At 75.9% G+C, this 20,494-nt stretch carries 24 protein-coding genes; 13 read left to right on the top strand and 11 right to left on the bottom strand.

Features of this window, described 5'->3' with window-relative positions; genetic code table 11:
* Positions 1-10: 10 nt before the first annotated feature.
* Together OH807_RS11040 and OH807_RS11035 are read left to right on the top strand one after the other, a co-directional pair.
* On the top strand, positions 11-622 hold the full coding sequence (locus tag OH807_RS11040; RefSeq protein WP_406196996.1) for a sigma-70 family RNA polymerase sigma factor: 612 nt from the start codon (positions 11-13) through the stop codon (positions 620-622).
* Complete coding sequence (locus OH807_RS11035) at positions 619-1,515, top strand: anti-sigma factor family protein (protein ID WP_406196993.1); 897 nt, start codon at positions 619-621, stop codon at positions 1,513-1,515. Before OH807_RS11040 ends, OH807_RS11035 begins: the two co-directional genes overlap by 4 nt.
* 46 nt (positions 1,516-1,561) lie before the next feature.
* Here the strand turns inward: OH807_RS11035 and OH807_RS11030 are convergent, their stop codons facing one another.
* The 4 genes from OH807_RS11030 to OH807_RS11015 form a co-directional block, all read right to left on the bottom strand.
* Positions 1,562-2,242 (bottom strand): hypothetical protein, encoded by a 681-nt coding sequence (locus OH807_RS11030; RefSeq protein ID WP_406196991.1) that lies wholly within the window; start codon positions 2,240-2,242, stop codon positions 1,562-1,564.
* A 75-nt stretch (positions 2,243-2,317) separates the two neighbouring features.
* A complete protein-coding gene (locus tag OH807_RS11025) occupies positions 2,318-3,085 on the bottom strand; it encodes a hypothetical protein (protein WP_406196988.1) in 768 nt (255 codons plus the stop codon).
* 76 nt (positions 3,086-3,161) lie between these two features.
* Positions 3,162-3,779, bottom strand: coding sequence for a DUF1990 family protein (locus OH807_RS11020; RefSeq protein WP_406196985.1), 618 nt, complete (start codon positions 3,777-3,779; stop codon positions 3,162-3,164).
* On the bottom strand, positions 3,776-4,699 hold the full coding sequence (locus tag OH807_RS11015) for a YndJ family protein (RefSeq protein WP_406196983.1): 924 nt from the start codon (positions 4,697-4,699) through the stop codon (positions 3,776-3,778). Before OH807_RS11015 ends, OH807_RS11020 begins: the two co-directional genes overlap by 4 nt.
* A 191-nt stretch (positions 4,700-4,890) precedes the next feature.
* Here OH807_RS11015 and OH807_RS11010 point away from each other — a divergent pair, with 191 nt between their 5' ends.
* Both OH807_RS11010 and OH807_RS11005 read left to right on the top strand, forming a co-directional pair.
* Entirely contained in the window at positions 4,891-5,160 is a 270-nt protein-coding gene (locus tag OH807_RS11010) for a DUF1876 domain-containing protein (protein ID WP_406196980.1), read from the top strand.
* Entirely contained in the window at positions 5,157-5,375 is a 219-nt protein-coding gene (locus OH807_RS11005) for a hypothetical protein (RefSeq protein WP_406196977.1), read from the top strand. Before OH807_RS11010 ends, OH807_RS11005 begins: the two co-directional genes overlap by 4 nt.
* Before the next feature lie 164 nt (positions 5,376-5,539).
* Here the strand turns inward: OH807_RS11005 and OH807_RS11000 are convergent, their stop codons facing one another.
* From OH807_RS11000 to OH807_RS10985, 4 genes are all read right to left on the bottom strand, one after another.
* Entirely contained in the window at positions 5,540-6,253 is a 714-nt protein-coding gene (locus OH807_RS11000) for a PPOX class F420-dependent oxidoreductase (protein WP_406196975.1), read from the bottom strand.
* 191 nt (positions 6,254-6,444) lie between these two features.
* Complete coding sequence (locus OH807_RS10995) at positions 6,445-7,965, bottom strand: MFS transporter (RefSeq protein ID WP_406196972.1); 1,521 nt, start codon at positions 7,963-7,965, stop codon at positions 6,445-6,447.
* A gap of 172 nt (positions 7,966-8,137) precedes the next feature.
* Entirely contained in the window at positions 8,138-8,806 is a 669-nt protein-coding gene (locus tag OH807_RS10990; protein WP_406196969.1) for a TetR/AcrR family transcriptional regulator, read from the bottom strand.
* 105 nt (positions 8,807-8,911) lie between these two features.
* A complete protein-coding gene (locus tag OH807_RS10985; protein ID WP_406196967.1) occupies positions 8,912-9,373 on the bottom strand; it encodes a MarR family winged helix-turn-helix transcriptional regulator in 462 nt (153 codons plus the stop codon).
* Between the two features lie 161 nt (positions 9,374-9,534).
* On the opposite strand from OH807_RS10985, the gene OH807_RS10980 reads away from it, so the two are divergent.
* Complete coding sequence (locus OH807_RS10980; protein ID WP_406196964.1) at positions 9,535-9,990, top strand: SRPBCC family protein; 456 nt, start codon at positions 9,535-9,537, stop codon at positions 9,988-9,990.
* A 109-nt stretch (positions 9,991-10,099) separates the two neighbouring features.
* Here OH807_RS10980 and OH807_RS10975 read toward each other — a convergent pair whose 3' ends face one another.
* On the bottom strand, positions 10,100-10,675 hold the full coding sequence (locus OH807_RS10975; protein ID WP_406196962.1) for a GNAT family N-acetyltransferase: 576 nt from the start codon (positions 10,673-10,675) through the stop codon (positions 10,100-10,102).
* 180 nt (positions 10,676-10,855) lie between these two features.
* Here OH807_RS10975 and OH807_RS10970 point away from each other — a divergent pair, with 180 nt between their 5' ends.
* The 7 genes from OH807_RS10970 to OH807_RS10940 all read left to right on the top strand — a co-directional run bounded on the left by OH807_RS10970 (position 10,856) and on the right by OH807_RS10940 (position 18,215).
* Positions 10,856-12,190, top strand: a complete 1,335-nt coding sequence (locus OH807_RS10970) for an ATP-grasp domain-containing protein (protein ID WP_406196960.1) — start codon at positions 10,856-10,858, stop codon at positions 12,188-12,190.
* A 98-nt stretch (positions 12,191-12,288) separates the two neighbouring features.
* A complete protein-coding gene (locus OH807_RS10965) occupies positions 12,289-13,119 on the top strand; it encodes a Rossmann-like domain-containing protein (protein ID WP_406210891.1) in 831 nt (276 codons plus the stop codon).
* Positions 13,116-14,267, top strand: coding sequence for a PLP-dependent cysteine synthase family protein (locus OH807_RS10960; protein ID WP_406196958.1), 1,152 nt, complete (start codon positions 13,116-13,118; stop codon positions 14,265-14,267). The genes OH807_RS10965 and OH807_RS10960 overlap by 4 nt, the downstream gene beginning before the upstream one ends.
* Positions 14,264-15,364 (top strand): dipeptide epimerase, encoded by a 1,101-nt coding sequence (locus OH807_RS10955; RefSeq protein ID WP_406196955.1) that lies wholly within the window; start codon positions 14,264-14,266, stop codon positions 15,362-15,364. Before OH807_RS10960 ends, OH807_RS10955 begins: the two co-directional genes overlap by 4 nt.
* A gap of 14 nt (positions 15,365-15,378) precedes the next feature.
* Positions 15,379-16,200: a class I SAM-dependent methyltransferase gene (locus tag OH807_RS10950; protein ID WP_406196953.1), complete on the top strand. Its 822-nt coding sequence runs from the start codon at positions 15,379-15,381 to the stop codon at positions 16,198-16,200.
* 159 nt (positions 16,201-16,359) lie between these two features.
* Positions 16,360-17,148 carry a hypothetical protein gene (locus OH807_RS10945; RefSeq protein ID WP_406196951.1) on the top strand — a complete coding sequence of 263 codons (789 nt, stop codon included), beginning with the start codon at positions 16,360-16,362 and terminating at the stop codon, positions 17,146-17,148.
* 278 nt (positions 17,149-17,426) lie between these two features.
* Complete coding sequence (locus OH807_RS10940; RefSeq protein WP_406196948.1) at positions 17,427-18,215, top strand: VOC family protein; 789 nt, start codon at positions 17,427-17,429, stop codon at positions 18,213-18,215.
* A gap of 61 nt (positions 18,216-18,276) precedes the next feature.
* On the opposite strand, the gene OH807_RS10935 is transcribed toward OH807_RS10940, so the two are convergent.
* Both OH807_RS10935 and OH807_RS10930 read right to left on the bottom strand, forming a co-directional pair.
* On the bottom strand, positions 18,277-18,735 hold the full coding sequence (locus OH807_RS10935; RefSeq protein WP_406196945.1) for a hemerythrin domain-containing protein: 459 nt from the start codon (positions 18,733-18,735) through the stop codon (positions 18,277-18,279).
* A 94-nt stretch (positions 18,736-18,829) separates the two neighbouring features.
* Positions 18,830-19,459: a TIGR03086 family metal-binding protein gene (locus tag OH807_RS10930; protein ID WP_406196943.1), complete on the bottom strand. Its 630-nt coding sequence runs from the start codon at positions 19,457-19,459 to the stop codon at positions 18,830-18,832.
* A gap of 246 nt (positions 19,460-19,705) precedes the next feature.
* Here OH807_RS10930 and OH807_RS10925 point away from each other — a divergent pair, with 246 nt between their 5' ends.
* Positions 19,706-20,281 (top strand): DoxX family membrane protein, encoded by a 576-nt coding sequence (locus OH807_RS10925; RefSeq protein WP_406196940.1) that lies wholly within the window; start codon positions 19,706-19,708, stop codon positions 20,279-20,281.
* Positions 20,282-20,494: the final 213 nt, after the last annotated feature.

Below are 20,494 nucleotides of genomic sequence, written 5' to 3'. Positions count from 1 at the left end.
GAGCCTGGCGATGGTCCGGACCGGACGTGGAACTCTCGACCCGGAGGTACGGGTGCGCGAAGATGGCGTGGTGACCGAGGAGCACCCCGGGGGTGCTGCGTCCGCCCCCGGCGGGGTGCCGGACGAGGACCTCATGCGTGCGCTCTACCGGGACCACGCCGGGCCGCTGTTCGGCTTCGTCCTGCACCTGGTCGCGGGCGACCGCCAGCGCGCCGAGGACGTCGTGCAGGAGACGCTCGTCCGGGCCTGGCGCAACATCCACCGGCTCGACCCGGCGGCCGGCTCACTGCGGCCCTGGCTGGTCACGGTGGCGCGGCGGATCGTCATCGACGGCCACCGCAGCAGCCTGGCCCGCCCCCGCGAGGTAGGCCCTTCGCCGCTGGAGCTGCTGCCCGCCGAGGACGAACTCGACCGCGCGTTGCGGCTGATGACGATCTCGGAGGCGCTCGGAGACCTCTCGGAGGCCCACCGCCGGGTGATCGCCGAGACGTACCTGATGGGCCGCACGGTCAACGAGGCGGCCGCCGAACTGGGCATTCCGGCCGGTACCGTACGGTCGCGGGTGTTCTACGCGCTGCGGTCGCTCAGGCTCGCGCTGGAGGAACGGGGAGTGACATCGTGACCACGTCCAGGCCCGGACCGACCGGCCCCGAGCACCACGGTCCCGAGCAGCACGGCCCGGAGCGCCACGGCCCGGAACAGCACGGCCCCGAGCACCACGGTCCCGAGCAGCACAACGCCGACCGGCGCAACGCCGAGCACCGCGACCCCGGGCAACCGGACCCCGGGCACGCCGACCCCGGACACCAGGGCCCCGTCGACCGTACCGACGTCGGCGCCTACGTCCTCGGCCTGCTCGAACCGGCGGACCGCGCCGCGTTCGAGGAGCACCTCGCCGGCTGCCCGCAGTGCGCCGAGCAGGTCCGCGAACTCGGTTTCATGGAGCCGCTGTTGGCCGAGTACGCAGCCTCCGCCGAAGCCGCCGGGCTAGACCCGGCCGCGCCGCCTCCCGAGCCGGACGGGGCGTTGCTGGACCGCTTGGTCGCCGAGGTGGCCGCGCGCCGGCGCCGGGGCCGGATCCGCCGGCTGGTGCTGGTCGGGGCGGCGGCGGCGATGCTGGTGGCCGGGCCGGCGATCACGGCCGCGGTGGTCACGGACTCCGCGCCCGGTGTCGTCGCCGTCGCCCAGCAGTTCTCCGCCACCGACCCGGCCAGCGGCGCCCGCGCCGTCGTCGGTGTCGACGGCAAGCCGTGGGGCACCCAGGTGAGCCTCGAACTCTCCAACGTCCGCGGGCCGTTGAGCTGTGACCTGGTCGCCGTCTCGCACACCGGCGAGCGGCAGACCGTGACCACCTGGAGCGTGCCCGCGGCCGGCTACGGCCCGTCCGGGACGGGCCCGGCCACCCTGCACACGAGCGGCGGCACCGGGCTGAGGCCCGGCGACATCGACCACTTCGAGGTGCGGACCCTGGACGGAGCCACCGTGCTGGTCAGCGTTCCGGCGCGCACCGTCTGAAGCGCGGTACCGGCTCCGGCCGGTACCGCGACTGCTGTCCGGCCCGTCAGCTCTCGGTGCCGGGCCCGGCTGCCGAGGCCCGGAGCCAGTACGGATCCGGGGTGCCCGCATCGGTCATGTGCTCCCGGCGCCAGACCGCGGGCCAGCTCACCCCGGCGACCGGGTCGACGCGGTGCCGCTCCCCGCACGGGCACAGTCGCCGCACCCGCCCGCACCCCGGGCACAGCTCGACGAACCCGTGCCCGGTCGACCGCTGCGCCGCCGGGCGCCCGTCCCCGCAGGCCGGGCAGCCGGGCAGCACCGCACCGTCGAGCAGGGCAGCCTGCCGCCGGACGTACTCCGGCAGTCGCAGCGGCGGGTGGCAGGCCGGGTCGTGCAGCCAGGCGCTGTTCGGCGACTCCGGCCAGTAGGGCCCGTACACGTCCGGGGCCCCGGTGGCCGCCCGCAGCCCGGCGGCCTTCTCCGTACGCCGCCGCGCCACGTAGCGCTCCTGCTGCGCCAGCCACAGCAGCCGTGCCTCGTGCAGCTCCTCGACCGCGCGCACCAGCGCGCCGGGGTCGGCGTCGAGCCGGCGGGGGATCCGGGCGCTCAGCGTCAGGTGGTGGTAGGTGGCCCGCAGTCCGTAGGGCGCGAACAGGGTGAGGCAGGTCCGCAGGGCGGAGTGCCGCCGGTGGACGGGCCGCGCGTCGTCGTGGACGCGCCCGCGGTGGGTGAGGAAGCTGGGCACCCGCCGATGGTGCCGGGCCGGCGGGCCGTGCGTCGACCGGATTCCCGCGGCGCGCAGCCCGGGGGCCGGTCGGTCCTACCGCTCCGCCGACACCTCTGCCGGGCCGAGGCCCAGGGCGCGGGCGAGGGCGGCCGTGAGGAGTGCGCGGTGGTGGGGCGCGTGCCGCGCGGCCCAGACGTCGGCCAGGGCGACGAAGCCGGCGAGGTCGCGTTCGGCCCGCGCGACCAGGCGGCGCAGCTCTTCGACGGGCAGCTCGATCACCGGCCCGCCGGGCACCGCTTCGTCGGGGGTGAGCCGCACGGCCGCGCCCTCGCGGCGGGCGCTCGCGGTGGGGTCGTGACCGAGCCAGACGTAGCCGTCGCCGTCCAGCACCTGCTGCCACTCCCGCCAGTCCTCCAGGCCCGAGCAGCAGCCGGGGAGCAGGGTGACGCCGGTGGCCGTGTCGGTCACGCGGAAGCCGCCGGGCGCGATGACGTCCTCCGCGGTGAGCAGCCCGTGCAGGAAGGCGCCGACGGGATCGGCGGGCCGGGCCGGAGCCTCCGCCATCCCGCTCCCGACCTCCTCGACCTCGCCGTCCTCCTCGTCCTCCCCGACCTCCCCGACCTCGCCGTCCTCCTCGTCCTCGCCCAAGGCATCGTCGCCGGAGTCGCCGGAGTCGCCGGAGTCGTCCGAGTCGTCCCCGGTGTCGTTGCAGACGGCGAGTCGCGCGACCGCCGCGCCGACGTCGGCCGGGCTCATCGCCCCGCCGAGCGGGAGGAAGCCGAACGGCTCGTGCGTGCCGACGGGCCAGAGGGTGAAGTCGTCGGGGGTCAGGATCTCCAGGACGGGCCGCAGTTCGATCACCCGGTGAGTCTGCCGGGCGCGCGGCCCGCTCCGCCGGTGGTTTTCCCCCGCGGGGCGCCGGCCCGGCCGTCGGACGCTACGAGCCTGCGGCTGCGGTGGCGGCCGCGGCGATCCGGGTCAGGGCGCGGGCGCAGAGGCGGGCGAACAGGCGCTGGCCGAGCGGGAGCAGCGGACCGGCCAGGTGGGCGTACCAGCTGCGTGGCCGGCTGAAGGCGTTGACGGTGAACCAGACCGCCTTGTCGGCACCCATCTCGACCAGGAAGGTCTCCTCGCCGACGGCGAGGTGGCCGCGCCGGGTGCCGTACGTGAAGCCGTAGCGGTCGGGGCGGCCGGTGCCGTCGGTGGTGCCGTCGGCGGTGTCGTCGGCCTCGGTGGTCCGGACGACCCGGCAGGGGGCGGCGGCGCGCAGCGGGCCGAGGCCGATCGCGCACCGGACGGCCGCGCCGGGGGTGGCCCGCTCCGCGTCGGTGCTGATCCGGACGCCGGCGGCGCGGTGCATGCGCCAGCCGAGTACGGCCTCCCCGGCCGCGTCCAGGGCGGCGCGGCCGTGGCCGATCAGCGCGCGGTGGCGGAGGTGGTTGTAGCCGGCGGGCAGGGGCTGGCCGGGGGTGGTGCTGGCGCCGACCTCCGCGTAGTTGAGGTCGCCGGGGCCGGCGAGCTGGTGGGGGGCGGCGGCGGGCCGGGGCGAGGTCATCGTGCTGACTCCATCGGGCGGGGCTGCGGGAGGGGCTGCGGGCGGGGCCGAGTGGGCCGGCGCGGGTGGTTGCGGGGGAGCGGGCGGCCGGCCGGGGGCGGCGCGATCCGGCGCCAGGCGAGCAGCGAGCAGAGCGCGAAGCCGAGCGCGTTGCCGACGCCGTGGGTGGCGGCCATCCAGGCGAGGGTGGGGTGCGGGAGCCCGGAGGCCTCGCCGAGCGCCCACCAGAGGGCGAGCAGCATGGTGGCGGCGAGGACGGCGGAGGCGGTGCCGAGCAGGGCGGCGGTGGTCCGGTCGGTGCTGCGCGGGCGCAGGTCCCGCCAGGTGACGAGGCCGGTCAGCCACATGCCGGTGGTGAGGACGACGGCGCCGGCGAGTTCGGCCCAGTCGTCGATGAAGTACCCGGCCAGCACCAGCAGGGTGCCGAGCGGCACACTGAGCGCGGCGAACCGGGCGGCGGCGCTCGTCGGCCGGGCCCGGCAGACCAGCCCGGCGACGAGGGCGGCGGTGAACCCGGCGAAGTGGAAGTGCGGCACGGTGAGGGCCAGGATGTCGAGGTCGAAGCCGAACAGCTGGTGTCCGGAGCGCTCCGCGACCAGGGCCGTTCCGGCCACCGACGGGGTGACGAGCGCGGTCAGGACGGCGGCCTCGGCGGGCGCGAGCGACCGTGTGCGGGCGAGCCGGCGCGGTGCGTGGGCGGCCACGGCGAGGGTGCCGAGCGCGTAGAGGACGGCGCAGCCGGTGGCGAGGCCGCCGCGCGGCAGCCAGAGCGAGAGGGCGCCGGGGACGGCGGCCAGCGGCCAGAACCGGCGGACGCGGGCCAGGCCGGGTTCGCCGATCAGCGCGAGGCCGAGGGGGATCACGGCTCCCATACCGAGCAGGACCAGGAGGTCCACCAGTTCTGTGGTGACCTTGCCCATGGCGGCCGCCCCACTCTCTTGAACGCGTTCAAACCCTTGCGGCGCCGACTGTACGCGCTGGGTTGAACGCGTTCAAGTCAACTCCGGTCAGCTGCGGAACGCCGTCCCGCCGGGCCGCCCCGGCCGTCCGGCCTGGTGTTCGCGCCGGGTGCGGCGCACTCTGGAGGAGTAACCGCCGGAGGTGACCCGCCATGCAGACTCTTGTCGGTTGGCACATCGAGATGGAGTTCCGGGAGGAGGGGGCCCGAACGGCCGCCGCCGCCCTGCTGAGACTCGGCGACGGCTCCGAGCTGCGCGCCCACGGCTACACCAGCCGTCACCCGTCCGATCCGGAACAGCTGCGGGTCGGCGAGGAGATCGCCGCGGCCCGCGCGCTCAACGACCTCGCCTCGCAACTGCTGACCAAGGCCCACGGCGAGATCCAGGACGTGAGCCCGATCCCGACCCACCCGCTGACGTGACGACGCCGGAGCAGGGCGCCGGGAGCGGCGCGGGCCAGCACTTCGCCCAGGAGCACCGCAGCCCGCGCATCCCGCTGCTCTGCCCGCGCTGCGGGCACGAGCAGCAGGTGGTGCCGGGCGGCCCCGGACGGGCGGTGAAGGTCGTGCACGTCGGCACCGGCCAGGAGGCCTGCGAGCCGGCGGACCTCGCGACGGCCCCGGAGGACGGGATCTGAGACCGGCGCCGGCCGGCCCGGTCGGGCCTCCTTCCGGCTGCGGGGCCCGCACCGGTCCGGCCGGCGTCCCCTTCGCGCGCGTCGGGCCTGTCGTGGTCTCCGGCTGCCGCGGTGCGCGCGTGCCCCGGTCCGCGCGTGCCTGGGTGCGAGCGCAGTGCCGTCCGTCAGTTCGGGCAGTACGCCGTGGGTGGTGGCCACTCCGGCCCGATCAGCCGCTGCTCCGGCCCGGTGAGCGTGATCCGGATGCCCACCGTCCCGGCCAGGCCGAGCCGGAGGCGGCTGCGGGCCAGCACGATCAGTGCCGTCATGCCGTACTTGTTGATCAGCGAGATGCGGTAGCGGGCGGTGGCGTCCTCGTCGCAGACCGCCGCCCGGGCCGGGAGCTGCCGTCCGGTCGGGCGCCCGTGCGCGTCGCAGGGGCCGACCAGCACCCGGGGGTGGCGGCGGACGCGTTCGGCCTCGCCCGAGTGCACGGGGGTCCAGATGCCGAGCGCGGCGCCGTCGGCGACCACCCAGCTCGGTGACGCCACCCGGCCGCCGCTCGCGGTGAAGGTGGTGAGCAGGAGGTACCTGCTGTCGGCGAGTTCGTCCGTACGGTGGTGCACGATGTCCTCCCGTTCCGGATCGGTCGGGGCCGGGTCGAGCAGCGGCGGTGCCAGGTCGGTCCGGTGCGGCGAGCGGCCTCGGCGCCTGCCGGTGCCCCTGCGGTGCTCCGCGGTGTCGGGCCCGGTGGTGCGGGAGCCCTCGTCGTACCGCCCGAGGGCCGGCGGCACCCGGGTGCGGGTGGGCGATCCGACCGGGCGGGTGGCTCCATTCTCGTCCACCGCGGCCGGCAGTTCGAGGGGGTGCGGCCACTCGGGTGCGGTGGGCCGGTGCACTTCGGCCGGCGTGAGCGGGGCGCGTACCTCGCCGCACACTTGCCGCACTTGCCGTACTTGCCGCGCTCGCCGCGCGGCAGCCGCTCGGCGACACCGGTCTCCCGGCCGCGCACCCCCGGAACGACGAGCGGCCCGCCCGGTGACGAATCACCGGACGGGCCGCTGTGCACCCTTGTGTGTACCCCCGGGGGTCAGTGCACCAGCACCGGCACCTCGTTGTTGTCCGCCGCGCCCGAGGCGGCCTTCGCGCCGTCGGGGCGGCCGGCGTTGATCAGGACGAAGGCGATCGCGGCCGCCGTCACCAGGATCCCGAAGGACCACCAGATCGCGGTCGAGAAGCCGTGCACCATGCCCTCGAACTGCACCGCCTTGGCCGCGGCGGGGCTGGTCGCGGCGCCCATGTGGGCGGCCAGCCAGGTGGTGGTGGCGCTGGCGGCGATGGTGTTCAGCAGCGCGGTGCCGATGGCGCCGCCGACCTGCTGCGAGGTGTTGACCATGGCGGAGGCCACACCGGCGTCGCGCGGCTCGACGCCGTGCGTGGCCAGGCTCATCGCGGGCATGAAGGCGGTGCCCATGCCCAGGCCCATCAGGATCAGGCCGGGCAGGATCAGCGCCGGGTAGGACGTGTCCAGGCCGATCTGGGTGAGCAGCAGCATGCCGATCGAGGCGACCAGGAAGCCGGGCGCCATCAGGTAGCGCGCCGGGACCCGGGTCATCAGCCGGGCGCCGATCTGGGTCGAGCCGGTGATCATGCCCGCCACCATCGGCAGGAAGGCGACGCCGGTCAGCACCGGGCTGTAGCCGAGCACGATCTGCAGGTAGTAGGTGAGGAACAGGAAGAGTCCGAACATGCCGATCACGGCCAGGCCCAGCGACAGGTAGACCCCGCCGCGGTTGCGGTCCAGGACGACCCGCAGCGGCAGCAGCGGCGCCTTCACCTTGCGCTCGACCACGACGAACGCGGCCAGCAGGACGGCGGCGGCGACGAACAGGCCGATCGTGGTGCCGGAGGACCAGCCGTCCGACTCGGCGCGGGTGAAGCCGTAGACCAGGGCGACCAGGCCGGTGGTGACGAGCAGCACGCCGGGGATGTCCAGGCGGTTGCGGTTGCGGCCCTCGGCGGGCTCGCGGATCACCATCACCGCGCCGATCGCGGCCACGATGGCGAACGGGATGTTGACGAAGAAGGTCCAGCGCCAGTTCATGTACTCGGTCAGCAGGCCGCCGAGGATCAGGCCGATCGCGCCGCCACCGCCGGCGATGGCGCCGTAGATGCCGAACGCCTTGGCGCGCTCCTTGGCCTCGGTGAACGTCACGGCCAGCAGCGAGAGTGCGGCGGGCGCGAGCAGCGCGCCGAACACGCCCTGGAGGGCACGGGCGCCGAGCAGCATGGCGGTGTTGGCGGCGGCGCCGCCCAGGGCGGAGGCCAGCGCGAAGCCGGTCAGGCCGACCACGAAGGTGCGCTTGCGGCCCCACAGGTCGGCCAGCCGGCCGCCGAACAGCAGCAGACCGCCGAAGGCCAGCGCGTAGGCGGTGATCACCCACTGGCGGTTGCCGTCGGTGATGCCGAGGTCCTTCTGGGCGGACGGCAGGGCGATGTTCACGATGGTGGCGTCGAGGACGACCATCAGCTGGGCGAGCCCGATGAATATCAGGGCCTTCCAGCGCCGCGGATCGGGCTGGGTGGCGGGCAGGGCGTCGGTTTTTGGCATGGAGGTACTCACTTCGGGGTGCGTTGCCGATGCGGGTCAGGTGCAGTCGACGGGCGGGAGGCGTACGGCGCCGCGGGCCGGACCGGCACGGACCAGGTCGGGTCGGTGCGGGTCGGGGCCGGTCGGACCGGTTCGGCCGGAGCGGTCGGCGGCGGTCGGTGCGGCCGCGGGGTCAGTGGTCGGTGTGGAAGTCCTCGAAGGTCGCGGCCCGGCCGGGCAGGGTCGAGCGGGCGGGCGCCCGCAGGCCGTCCAGGAACAGCTGCAGGTGCCGGTGGACGAAGTCGTCCAGGATGTGGCAGGAGGTACCGGGGAGCGGACGGGTCAGCTGGCTCATCGCGATGAACAGATCGCCGTGGTCGACGTCGGTCCGCAGTTCGCCGGCCTGTCGGGCCCGCTCCATCAGCTCGCCGACGGCGGCGATGAGGCGGTCCCGGGCGTCGGTGAGCTCCGGGTCGTGCGGGTCGATGCGGTGGGTGAGGATCGGGCACAGGGCGCCGATCTTCTCCGCGACCGTCGCGTGCACGAACCGCTGGAGGGCGTCGAACGGTCCGTCGCTCTCCGCCGGTGTCGTTTCGGCGAGGGCCAGCACGCGGTTCTTGACGAGCAGCGCCACCTCACGGATCAGTGCGGTGCGGTCCGGGAAGTTCCGGTACAGCGTCGCGTTGCCGACGCCCGCCCGCTTCGCGATCTCGTCCAGCGGCGCGTCCGCACCGTACTCGACGAAGGCGTCCCGCGCCGCCAGCACGATCCGCTCACGGTTGCGGGTCGCGTCCGCGCGCAGCTTGGGCGTGCGGACGGGCTCCGCGGTGCGGACCGGCGTGGTGACGGCGGTGCTGCTCACTGCGTGCTCCTCCCAGCATACCGGGGAAGATTTCCCCGCTTAGGCCTACGACAGGGCAAACGGGGATTCTGTCCCCGGAAATTTCACTTCAGACTGTGACCTGCGTCACATTCCTCCGGCCGGGCGGCCGAGGTTCTCCTCCAGTCGGCCCAGCAGCCTGGCCAGCTCGGCCTGTTCGGCCTCGTCCAGCCCGGCGAGGGTGACCCGCTCCAGCTCCTGCCAGGTCTGCGCGACCCGGTCGCGCAGCGCGCAGGCCGCCGCCGTCGCCTCGACCACGACGGCCCGCCGGTCGTCCTCGCTGCGCCGCCGGCGGACGAACCCGGCCTGCTCCAGGCGCTGCACCATGCGCGTGACGGTGGACGCGTCGATGCCCAGCTGTTCGATCAGCTGCGCCTGCGGCTGGGGGCCGCCGTCCCAGAGCAGCATCATCAGCAGCTCCTGTCCGGCGTGCAGGCCGTGCGGGCGGAGCAGCCGCTCGGCGGTGGCCCGGTGCAGCCGGGAGACCCGGGCGATGGCCTGGCTGGTGCCGCCGGCGGCGGTGACGGGCTGGTTCTGGTGAGCGCGCACGCGGTGATTGTACGGGCAAGTGGTGGGTCCGGGTCGGCCCGGATCCCTTCCGGGGTGGCCCTTGCGCAGCAGGGGGTCGAGGCGTTTACTTGGCCGCGCAAGCAAATGCTTGGCCGCGCAAGCAGTACCGAGGCCCGGGCGGGCCGACGAGGGGATCGGACATGCGAGTCATCAGCCAGACCGTGCGCGTCAACGACCCGGCCGAGCCGGTCCGGCTCACCCGGGACGACGTCTGGGCTGCGCTGGAGCGGAAGGCCGCCGACGCGGTGCCGTTCGTCGCCGGGATGGACGCGTGCACGGTGTTGGAGCGGACGGCGGACGGCCTGGTCCGCGAGGTCGTCTTCCACGGCGAGCGGGTCCGCGAGCGGGTGGTGTTCCGGCCGAAGGCGCGGGTCACCTTCACCCGTGACGACGAGCAGGGCGCCTGGGTGATCCACAACGACATCGACGAGGACGAGGACGGCCTGACCCTCACCTTCCGCGCCGAGCGGGACTTCGGCGAGGGCGCGGAGGGGGAGGCGGCCGCCGGGCGGATGCGCGCCGGCTACCTGCTCGCGCTGCGGGCCACCCTGGAGCTGGCCCGCGAGGCGGTCCGGGCGGCCGGGCCGTCCGCCTGACCGTCCCGCACGCCTGCACTCCTGTCCGTCGGGATGCCGGGATGCCCGGGTGTAGGGGCGTAGCGGTGTAGGGGTGCCGGAATGCCCGGACGGCCGGTGCCGGGGCGGCTCAGACCGTGACCGGGCCGCGGACGGCGGCCGGCCGGCGCAGCGGGATCTCGAAGTGGACGGTGGCCACGCCCGGGCCGTGCTCGCCGCTCGGGCGCGCGTCGTGGACCTCCTCGGCCAGGCTGCGCCAGAACGCCTCGGCGCCCGGGACGGTGGTGTTGGTGTGCAGGTAGAGCCGCCGGTAGCCGCCCTCGGTGGCGGCGAAGTCGCAGGCCCGGCGGACGAGTTCGCGGGCCAGCCCGTGCCGGCGGTGCTCGGCCCGGACGTACACCCGGACGAGCTGGGCGGTGCTGCCGGACGGGTAGCGCTCCACCAGCTCGCGCGGGTGCGGCGGGTGGGCCGGGCCGGTGGAGTGCAGCGCGGTGGTGGCGACCACCTCGCCGCGGTGGGTGGCGACCAGCAGCGTGTGCCGGGGGTGGTCGAGGTAGTGGCCCTGGAGGTCGACCACGTCGGCGTGCCACTCGGGGACGTAGCCGTAGCCGAACTCCCGGTAGAAGGTGTCCAGGATCAGCCGGCGTGCGCCCGGGACGTCGACCGGCAGGGCCTTCCTGATGCGGTAAACGGTCTGACGGTTCATCAGAAGAACTCCATCGGTCATGGCGGGACGGTCCGGGCGGCAGCGTACATGAAAATCAGTTTCATCTGACGCTTCGGCAGGCAGACCGTCACGGCGCGTTGAAAATGAAAACGAATACCGTTACGTTCTCCCTCGGCGGGCCGGTCCGGTCCGCCGTCCTTGTCGTCGAGAGGGAGACCCGTGGCGCATCTGCTGGTGATCGAGAGCTGGGTCGGCTCCATGAGCAGGCTGCTGCCGCGGGCACTGGGGGAGGGCGGCCACCGCTTCACGTTCCTCACCCGCGACCTGCACCACTACCTGCGGTCCGCCCCCGCCGACGGCCCGCACCCGCTGCTCGCCGCGGAGAACGTCCTCACCGCCGACACCAACGACCCGGCGGTCCTCCTGCCGTACGCCGAGCGCGCGCACCGGCTGCTGGGCTTCGACGGCGTGCTCTCCTCCTGCGACTACTACCTGCCCCTGGTCGCCCGGGTCGCCCACCGGCTGGGCCTGCCCGGCCCGGCCCCGGAGGCCGTCGAAGCCGCCTGCCGCAAGGACCTCACCCGTCGCGCGCTCGCCGGGGCCGGCGTCCCCGGGCCCGCCCACGCACTCTGCGCCGACCGCGAGCAGGCCCGCGCCGCCGCGCGGACGATCGGCTACCCGCTGGTGGTCAAGCCGGTCGACCTCTGCGCCGGAATGTTCGTCCGCGCCGTCGCCGACGAGGACGGTCTCGACGCCGCGCTACGGGCGCTGGAGGCCTTCCCGGTCAATGCGCGAGGCCAGCGCCGGGCTCCCGTCGTCCTGCTGGAGGAGCTGCTCACCGGGCCCGAGGTGAGCGTCGAGACCGTCTCCGCCGGCGGCGTCGCGCACGTCGTCGGGATCACCGACAAGAGCGTCGGCGGTGCGCCCGCGTTCATCGAGACCGGCCACATGTTCCCCGCCGCGCTCGGCCCCGCCGACGCGGCCGCCGCCGCCGGGACGGCCGTCGCCGCGCTGGCCGCGCTCGGGCTGGACCAGGTCGTGGCGCACACCGAGATCAAGCTGACCCCGGCCGGGCCCCGGGTGGTGGAGGTCAATCCGCGGCCGGCCGGCAACCGGATCACCGAACTCGTCCGGCGGGTCACCGGGATCGACCTCGCGGCCGCCTGTGTGGACGTCGCCCTCGGCCGCCGGCCCGATCTCACGGCCCACCCGACCGGGGTGAGCAGTGCGGCCATCGCCTTCCTCGTCCCGGGGGAGGAGCAGGAAGGCCTGCTCGACGGCTTCGACGGCGAGGCGGCCGTCCGGCGGGACCCGGCCGTGGTCGAACTCGGCCTGGCCGAGGCCGGCTGGGCCGTCCGCCCCGCCACCAGCAACAACGAGTACCTCGGGCATGTGATGACCGCCGACGCCGCCGGGGCCGGGGCCCGCCGCGAGGCCGAGCGGCTGCTCGCCGGGCTGGCACCCCGGTACGCGGTCTCCACGGCCTCCTCGGTCTCCGTGGCCTCCGCAGCGACCGGCCCGGCGGGCGCCGACGCCGGGGCGGTCCGCACGTGACCGCCACCGTTACCGCGACTGCCACCGCCACCGCCACTGCCACCGCCACCGCCGCCGTCCGCGGCGTCGCCCCCGCTCCGGTCGGCACCCCCGCCCCGGTGGAGGCCCCCGGCGCGGCGCTGGAGCTGATCGCCGGGCGGGCCCGCGCCGGCGCCTACGGGCCCGACCCGGCCGGGCAGCGGATCACCCTCGCCTTCACCACCGCCCAGGCCGTCCGCCACCCCGGCCGGGCCCGCGGCTACCGCAACGAGGTGCTCAGCCTGCGGCTCGGCGCCGCCGTCGGCTCCTGCGCCGTCGAGCCCGGGGGCCTGCCCGCCGACACCCTCACCGACTGCGTCGGCGGCACCGTCGCCGAGCTGCTCGACCACCCGCTCGTCCCCGTCCGGGTCGCCGCTCTCGACGCCTACCTGATGCACTGCCGCCCGCACACCCCGGCCCACGGCGCCCGCCCGGTCGCCGTCCCGGCCGGCGGCTCGCTGGAGAAGTCCCGGGCCCGGGCCCGCGCCGTGGCCGGGCTGCTCCCGCTCGGCCGGGTGCGCCGGGTGCTGGTCGTCGGCGTGGTCAACTCGCTGCTGGAGGAGCTGCGTTCGCACGGCGTCGGCTACCTGCCCTGCGACCTCAAGGGCGGCACCACCGAATGGGGCGAGCCGGTGGCGCTCGACGCCCTCGCCGGGCTGCCCGACTGCGACGCCGTCCTCGCCTCCGGCATGACGCTCGGCAACGGCACCCTCGACCCGCTGCTCGCGCACGCCCGGGCCACCGGAAAGCCGCTGGTGCTCTTCGCGCAGACCGGCAGTGCCGTGCTGCCCCGGCTGCTCGGCCACGGGGTGAGCGGCGTCAGTGCCGAGCCCTACCCCTTCTTCTGGCTGGACGGCGGCCCCGGCGTGCTCCACCTCTACGGCGGCCCGGCGGGCGGTGGCGCGCGGTGACGACACTGCTCGCCCCGGCCGCCGTCGGCAACCCCGACCTGCTGCCCCTGCTCGGCCGCACCCCGCTGGCCCGGATCAGCACCCCGCTGCCGCACCCGCAACCCGGCTTCTGGGCCAAGCTGGAGGGGCTCGCGGCCGGCGGCATGAAGGCCCGCTCCGCAGTCGCCATGCTGCGCGGCGCCCACGCCCGCGGCGAACTGCGGCCCGGCGCCACGGTGGTGGAGTCCACCTCGGGCACCCTGGGCATCGGGCTGGCCTTCGCCGGGCAGGCGCTGGGCCACCCGGTCGTGCTGGTCGGCGACGCCGAACTCGAACCGTCCGTGCGGCAGTTGCTGCACGCCTACGGTGCGCGCCTGGAGCTGGCCGACCGGCCGGCCCGGCACGGCGGCTGGCAGGCCGCCCGGCTCGCCCGACTGCGCGCGGTGCTCGCCGAACTGCCCGACGCCTACTGGCCGGACCAGTACAACAACCCCGACAACGCGGCCGGTTACCGGTCCCTGGCGGACGAGCTGACCGCCGAACTCGACCACCTGGACGTACTGGTGTGCAGCGTCGGCACCGGCGGCCACAGCGCCGGGCTGGCCGGGCCGCTGCGGCGGCGCTGGCCGGGGCTGCGGGTCATCGGTGTCGACTCGGTCGGCTCCACCATCTTCGGCCAGCCGGCCCGCCCCCGGCTGATGCGCGGCCTCGGCAGCTCCATCCACCCGCGCAACGTCGCCCACCAGGCCTTCGACGAGATCCACTGGGTCGGCCCGGCCGAGGCGGTGGACGCCTGCCGCCGCCTGGCCCGCGGGGCCTTCGTCAGCGGCGGCTGGAGCACCGGCGCGGTCGCCCTGGTGTCCGCCTGGGCCGCCCGCGCCCAGCCGGGCGCGGCCGTCGCCACCGTCTTCCCCGACGGCCCGCACCGCTACCTGGGCACCGTGTACGACGACGCGTTCTGCGACCGCCACCGGCTCGGGCCCGAGCACGCCGCGGCGCGGCCGGTCGAGATCCCGCACCCGGCCGCGGTCGAAGTCACCGGGTGGGCCCGCTGCCGCACCGACCGCACCGACCGCACCGACCGCACCGACAGGCCCGATCACGCTGTCGGCAGCGCCGCGACCCACCGCGCCGCCCGGCGGGCCGGCCGTCCCGAGGGGGACCGATGAGGCTCGACGTCCGCACCGTCCGACTCCGGTTCGCCGAGCCCCTACGGATCTCCCGCTCGGTCACCCACGAACGGGACGCCGTCCAGCTCGCCCTGCGGCACGACGGGCTGACCGGTCACGGCGAGGCCGTCAGCAGCGGCTACCTGCGGCTGCCCGCCGAGCTGATCCGGCGCACCCTCGACGGACTGCGGCCCGGCCTGGAACGCCACCCGGACCCGGAGACCGCACTGACCGAACTCCGGCTCGGGGCAGCCCCGTTCGAGGCGCTGCCGGCCAGTGTGCTGGCCGCCGTCGAGGCCGCCCTGCTCGACCTGGCCGGCAAGCGGGCCGGCCGGCCCGTCCACCGGCTCCTCGGCCGGCCGGCCCCGGTGGCCGCCGCCACCGCCCGCACCATCGGCATCGAGCCGCCCGCCCGCGCCGCCGCGCAGGCCGCCCGGCTCGCCGCCGCCGGCTTCGCCGTGCTCAAACTCAAGGCCGGGGCGGCCGACCCCGCCGAGGACCTCGCCCGGGTCCGGGCCGTCCGGGAGAGCGCGCCCGGCGCCCGGCTGATGCTCGACCCCAACGGCGCCTGGACGCCGGAGCAGGCGCTCCGGCTGCTGCCGGCGTTCGCCGCGGCCGGGATCGGGGCCGTGGAGCAGCCGATCGCGCCGGGCCGCCCCGCCGACCTCGCCGCCGTCGCCGAACGCTCCCCGGTCCCGGTGATCGCGGACGAGGACGCCGTCGGCTACGAGGACGCCTGCCGGCTCGCCGGGCAGGTGCACGGCGTCAACCTCAAGCTCGCCCAGTGCGGCGGCGTCCACCAGGTGCTGAGGATCCGGGCGGCGCTGCAGGGCAGCGGCACCGAGTTGATGCTCGGCTGCCTGGCCGCCAGCTCGCTCGGCATCGCCCCCGCCGTCCACCTCGCCGACCTGGCCCGCTGGGTCGATCTGGACGGCCACCTGCTGCTCGCCCACGACCCGTGGCAGGGCATCGGCGGCGCCGACGGCACCGTCCGCACCGCCGACCGGGCCGGCCTCGGCGTGCTCCCGGTCGCCGCCGCCGCGGTGCCCGCCCCGGCCCCTGCCGGCCCGCTCCCGCTCCCCGGCGAGGCCCGATGAACGGGCCGGGCCCGATGAACGGCTGCCGCCCCAGCAGCACCGGCAACCTGCTGACCGACACCCCCGAGCTGTACGAACTCCGCTTCCCCGATCCGGGGTTCACCGCCGCCCGGTGGGCCGAGTCGGTCCTGCGCGCGTACGCCGCCGGGCCCGACCTGCTCGACCTCGGCTGCGGGACGGGCCGGGACGCCGGGTGGCTGCACCGCGCCGCCGGACGCACCGTCACCGGCCTCGACAGCTCGGAGGCGATGATCGCGCACGCCCGGGCCCGCCACCCCGGGCCCGCGTACCACGTCGGCGACATGCGGGACTTCCGGCTGGCCGGCCGGTTCGACGCCGCGCTCTGCCTGGACAGCGCGCTGCTCCACTGCCACACCAACGACGACCTGGACGCCGTGCTCGGGCGGCTCCGGCGCCACCTGCGCCCCGGCGGGCTGCTCGTCGCCGAGATGCGCAACGGCGCCTTCTTCCTCGGCCGCACCGAACTCCTCGACGCCCCGCGTACCGACACCGTCGCGCGGGGCGGCACCACCTTCACCTCGCACACCACGCTGCGGATCGACCATGCGGCCCAACTGCTGCGCCGCACCAGGATCTGGACCGGCGACGACGGCGCCCCGGCCGTCGAGCAGCACTCCGCCTGGCGGCTGCTCTTCCCGCAGGAGCTGCGCCACCTGCTCGCGGCCAACGGCTTCACCGTGCTCGCCCTGTACGACCGGCCGGGCCCGCGCACCGAACCGCCCTGGAGCGAGGGCGACCGGCCCGCCGACACCGCCGACGACGACCGGATCCACCTGGTCGCCCGGCTGGACGCCGCGGCCCGCAGGCGGAGTTGACGTCATGACCAGCCCCTCGCCCGACGCCCCCCGCCCCCGCCGACGCCGCCGTCACGGTGACCGGCGTCCCCCTGGGACCGGTCCCGTCCGGACGGGCGGCACCCGGTCGGGCCGCCGCGCCGGCCCCGGCCGTCGGAGGGGTGCTCTAGGGTCGTGCTCATGACCACCGTGACCGACCAGCCCGATCCCGAGGCCCTCGCCACCCTGGTGGACGTCCTGCTCGCCGAGCCCGCCCCCGCCCCCGCCGACACCGCAGCCGACGGCCCGGACCGGGCGGCCCTGGCGGAGGCCGCCCGCCTGGCGTTCGCCGCCGAGCGGCCCGGGCCGCTGCCCGACCACTGGTGGCTGGCCGTGCCCGGCGCCACGTACGAGGCGGCCTTCGAGGTGCTCGGCCTGCACGACCGGATACCCGTCACCGTGCGCTACGGGCTGGCCGCCCAGGAGGAGGACGAGAAGCACACCCCGGAGGAGGTGCACCGGGTCTTCGTGACGCCCGAGTACGCCGGCTGGCGCCTGATCTACGCCGAGAGCCCGCTGCGGGAGACGACCTGGTGGCCGCACGAGGTGGTCGAGCGGCTCAGTGCGGCCTGCGGTTCGGCCCAGGTGTACTTCCAGGATCCGCACGCCGACTCGGTGATCTGGGCCGTCGCCGAGCACGGCGCCCTGGTCCGCGGCTACTGGCGCTACGGCGAGCCCGAATGGACGGGCGAGCCGCTGCCGTGGGAGGAGGTGCTCACGGCAGCCGACTTCGCGGAGCCGGAGGACTACGAGGACGCCTACGCCGAGCCCAACACCTCCGAGGTGCAGAGCATCGGCGCGGCGGCCTCCCGTCTCTCGCTGGACCCCGGGGCGGTCTCCGCCGGGACTCCGGTCCGCGGCCACGGCTGGCTCGCCCTCACGGTGGCCGGCGCCGGGCACGGCGGGTTCGGGCCGACGCCGCAGCTCTGAGGTCGACGCCGCGACTCCGCCCGGGCGCCGCGGCCGCACACGGCCGGCGAGCCCGCCCGCCGGTCCGCCGCGCCCGGGCAGCGCACCCGTTCGCGGGTCCCGGCCGCCCAAGTCCCTCCGGTACCAAGGCGATCCGGGCGCCCGCCCGGCCCGGCGCCGGACGCCGCGCGCTGATCCGACGGGATCGACCGGACAGGGCCTAGGCTGAACCCGCCCGGGCGGCCGGTCGGCCGTGGGAGTCGGGAGGGGCCCGGCGGCCGGGGGCGAGGAGGTGCGCGATGGTCAGCGGTGAGACGGCCAGGGTGCGCTGCGTGGCGGCCGTTCCGTGCTGGGTGAGCCTGATGGCGCGCGATCTCGATGTGGCCAAGGCCTTCTACGGTCCGCTGCTGGGCTGGGAGTTCGAGCCCGGGCCGGACCGCTTCGGCCCGTACGTGCACGCGGTGGCGGGCGGCGAGGCGGTGGCCGGGCTGGGCGTCGCGAGCGGTGGCTTGGCGATCCCGGTGTCCTGGACGGCGTACTTCGGCACGGAGAGCGCCGATGCCGCGGCCGACGCGGTGCGCGAGCGCGGCGCGACGCTGGCGGTCGGCCCGCTGGCCTTCGACGCCGGCCGGGTGGCGTTCGCGGCCGATCCGGTGGGGGCGGTGTTCGGCATCTGGGAGGGCCCGTTGGGCCGGGCCCGGCGGCTGGACCTGCCGGGTGCGCCGGTCTGGATCGAGCTCCGCACGCCGGATCCGTTCGCGGCGGCGCTCTTCTACGGCGAGGTGTTCCGCTGGGACGGCCGCGATCCGGAGCGGTTCGAGGTGCGCTGGGAGCACGACCGCGTGGTGCTGCGGGCCGAGGGGCACAGCGTGGCCGCCCTCGCCCGGGAGCAGGCGGGCGGCCCGACGGGGCTGCCCCCGCACTGGGAGGTGTCGTTCTCGGTGCCGGACACCGACGCGGCGCTGGCCCGGGCCGAGGCACTGGGCGGTGCGGCGCTCGGCCCGGCCTTCGACTCGCCCTACGGACGGGTGGCCCGGCTCCAGGATCCGGAGGGCGGTCGCTTCGCGGTGATCAGCCCGAAGAACTGAGCAGCGCCCTCCCCGGGGCGGCTCCGTGACCGTCGCAACGCGCGGCCGGGCGCCCTGCCCGTCAGGGGGGCTCCGCGGTCGTCGCGCGGTCGGCCCGCAGCCGGTCGCCGAGTGCGGCGCGGGCACCGGCGGGCAGGGCCTTGCGCGCCGCCGGGAAGACCAGCTTCTCCTCCGTCTCCAGATGCCGCCGGACGCGCTCGGCCAGCCCCCGGTAGAGCGTGTCGAAGGCCGGTGAGGCGTCGCCGACGCCCTGGAGGTCGGCGAGGTACTGGCCGATCGCCAGGTGGTCGTGAATGCTCGCGAACACCAGCGCACCGCCGTCCGGCACGTCGTGCTGGACGAGCGGGAAGAGGTGTTCCTCCTCGGCGGCGCAGTGGCTGAACAGCAGGTCGGTCAGCTGTCCGAGGAGCTCGCCCCGCCCGGGTGCGCCGTCCGGGGCGGCGTCGATCCGGTCGAGCAGCTCCGTCACCGCCCGGTGGTCGGCGGTGAACTCCCCGAGGATGTCCGGCCTACGGCTCATGGCGGGTCCGCCTCTCGTCCGGTACGGCCCCCCGACACCTCCAGTATCCGGCGTCGGGTGCGCATGACGGCGGTCGAGGGGTTGTCTTCGCAGGTCAGCGTGGTTTTCCGGGCGCCTCCGGAGTGCTCGGGGAGGGCTCCCGGCGACCGGTGAGGGCGAGCAGCCGGGCCTGCGGCTCCGCGTCGTCCGCCACCGGCAGCGGCGGGTCGAACAGGCCGCTGCCCGAGAGGTCCCCGTACCCGGCGATCTCGCCGAGTGCGAAGCGGACGAGGGCCTCCGGCAGCCGGGCGCGGTGGCCGATGCCCTCGGCGAGGTCCCAGGTGTGCACGACGGCGTCGGTGGTCAGCTGGTCCAGGTAGTACTGCCCGGAGACGTCGCCGAACGAGAGGTGGACGGTCAGCCCGGCCGCGCCGGGCACCTCGAACGCCGTCCGGGCGGCCTCGGCGGCGGCCGTCCAGGCGGCCACCGGGTCGGTGCCGAGCACGTCGCCGTCGAAGCGGCCGCCGACCTCGGAGACGGTCGACCCCATCAGCAGTTCGGGCGCCCAGAGCTGCTCGGAGGTGAGGTGGTTGACCAGGTCGCGGACCGACCAGTCGGTGCACGGTGTCGGTGCGTCCCACTGCCCGGGCGCGACCAGTCGCACCCGCTCGCCGAAGGCGGCCAGCGCCTCGGCGTAGGGCGTGCCGGTCTCCGCGGCCCGCCGGTGTTCGCTGCGATGAGCCATACCTCCACCCTGCCCCCGGCCCCACCGGCCCGCGACCCGCGGGCCGTGCCCCCCTCGCTGCGACCGGCCCGCCACGTCCTGTCCGGGAGAGGCCCGGCGCGGCTCCGGGCCCGCCGACACTCCGTCAGTTGTTCAAATTCGAACTTCCGGGTACGGTCGAAGAGCGCCAGGTTCAAATCTGAACAACCGGGTGCAATCACCCCCCCCCCCCGTACGTCCGACCGACCCCGAATGATGGAGACGCGCATGCCGAGCACCAGCCCGAGCACGACCGCCCCCACCAGCACCGCCGCCGAGCGGGGCCGGCCCACCCCCGGGCCCTCCGCGACGACCTCACCGCACGCCTACGACGCCGGCCTGCTCCTGCTGCGCCTCGCCCTCGGCCTGACCATGGCCGCGCACGGCAGTCAGAAGCTCTTCGGCTGGTTCGGCGGTGGCGGGCTCGACGGCACGGGTCAGTTCTTCACCATGAGCGGCTACCCGGCCGGCGACGCCATGGCCGTGGTGGCCGGTCTCACCGAGACCTTCGGTGGCCTGGCCCTCGCGGCCGGCCTGCTGACCCCGCTGGCCGCCGTGGCGATCCTCGGCACCATGGTCAACGCGCTCGCCGTCACCTGGGGCGGCGGTTTCTTCGCGCCCAAGGGCAGTGAGTACGAGCTGCTGCTCACCGCCGGTGCTGCCGCGCTCGCCCTGACCGGGCCGGGCCGGTACGCCGTGGACCGGTTCCTGCCGGTGCTCCGGGCCCACCGGCTCGCGTACGGAGCGGCGGCCGTCCTGGTCGGCCTGGTGACCGCGGGCGTCATCCTGCTGCTGCGCAAGTGAGCCTGCCGGTGCCGGCGTTGCGGTGAAGCCGCCGCGCCGGGTCCGGGCCCGCCCGTTCGAGGGGCCGGCCGGACTCGCGGGCCCCGGGCCCGCCGATGCGTGAAGGGCCGCCGGTCGTCGACCGGCGGCCCTTTCGTCCGTGTCCGGCCCGGTGGTGCCGGGAGTGGTGCCCACCGTCGTGCGCCCTGGGGCGAGTTGGGAGTCGGCCGGGCT

It is taken from the genome of Kitasatospora sp. NBC_01560 (assembly GCF_045208415.1).
Classification (GTDB): Bacteria; Actinomycetota; Actinomycetes; order Streptomycetales; family Streptomycetaceae; genus Kitasatospora.
Note: the sequence above shows the minus strand (reverse complement) of the source record. Positions and strands in the feature narration are given on the sequence as shown.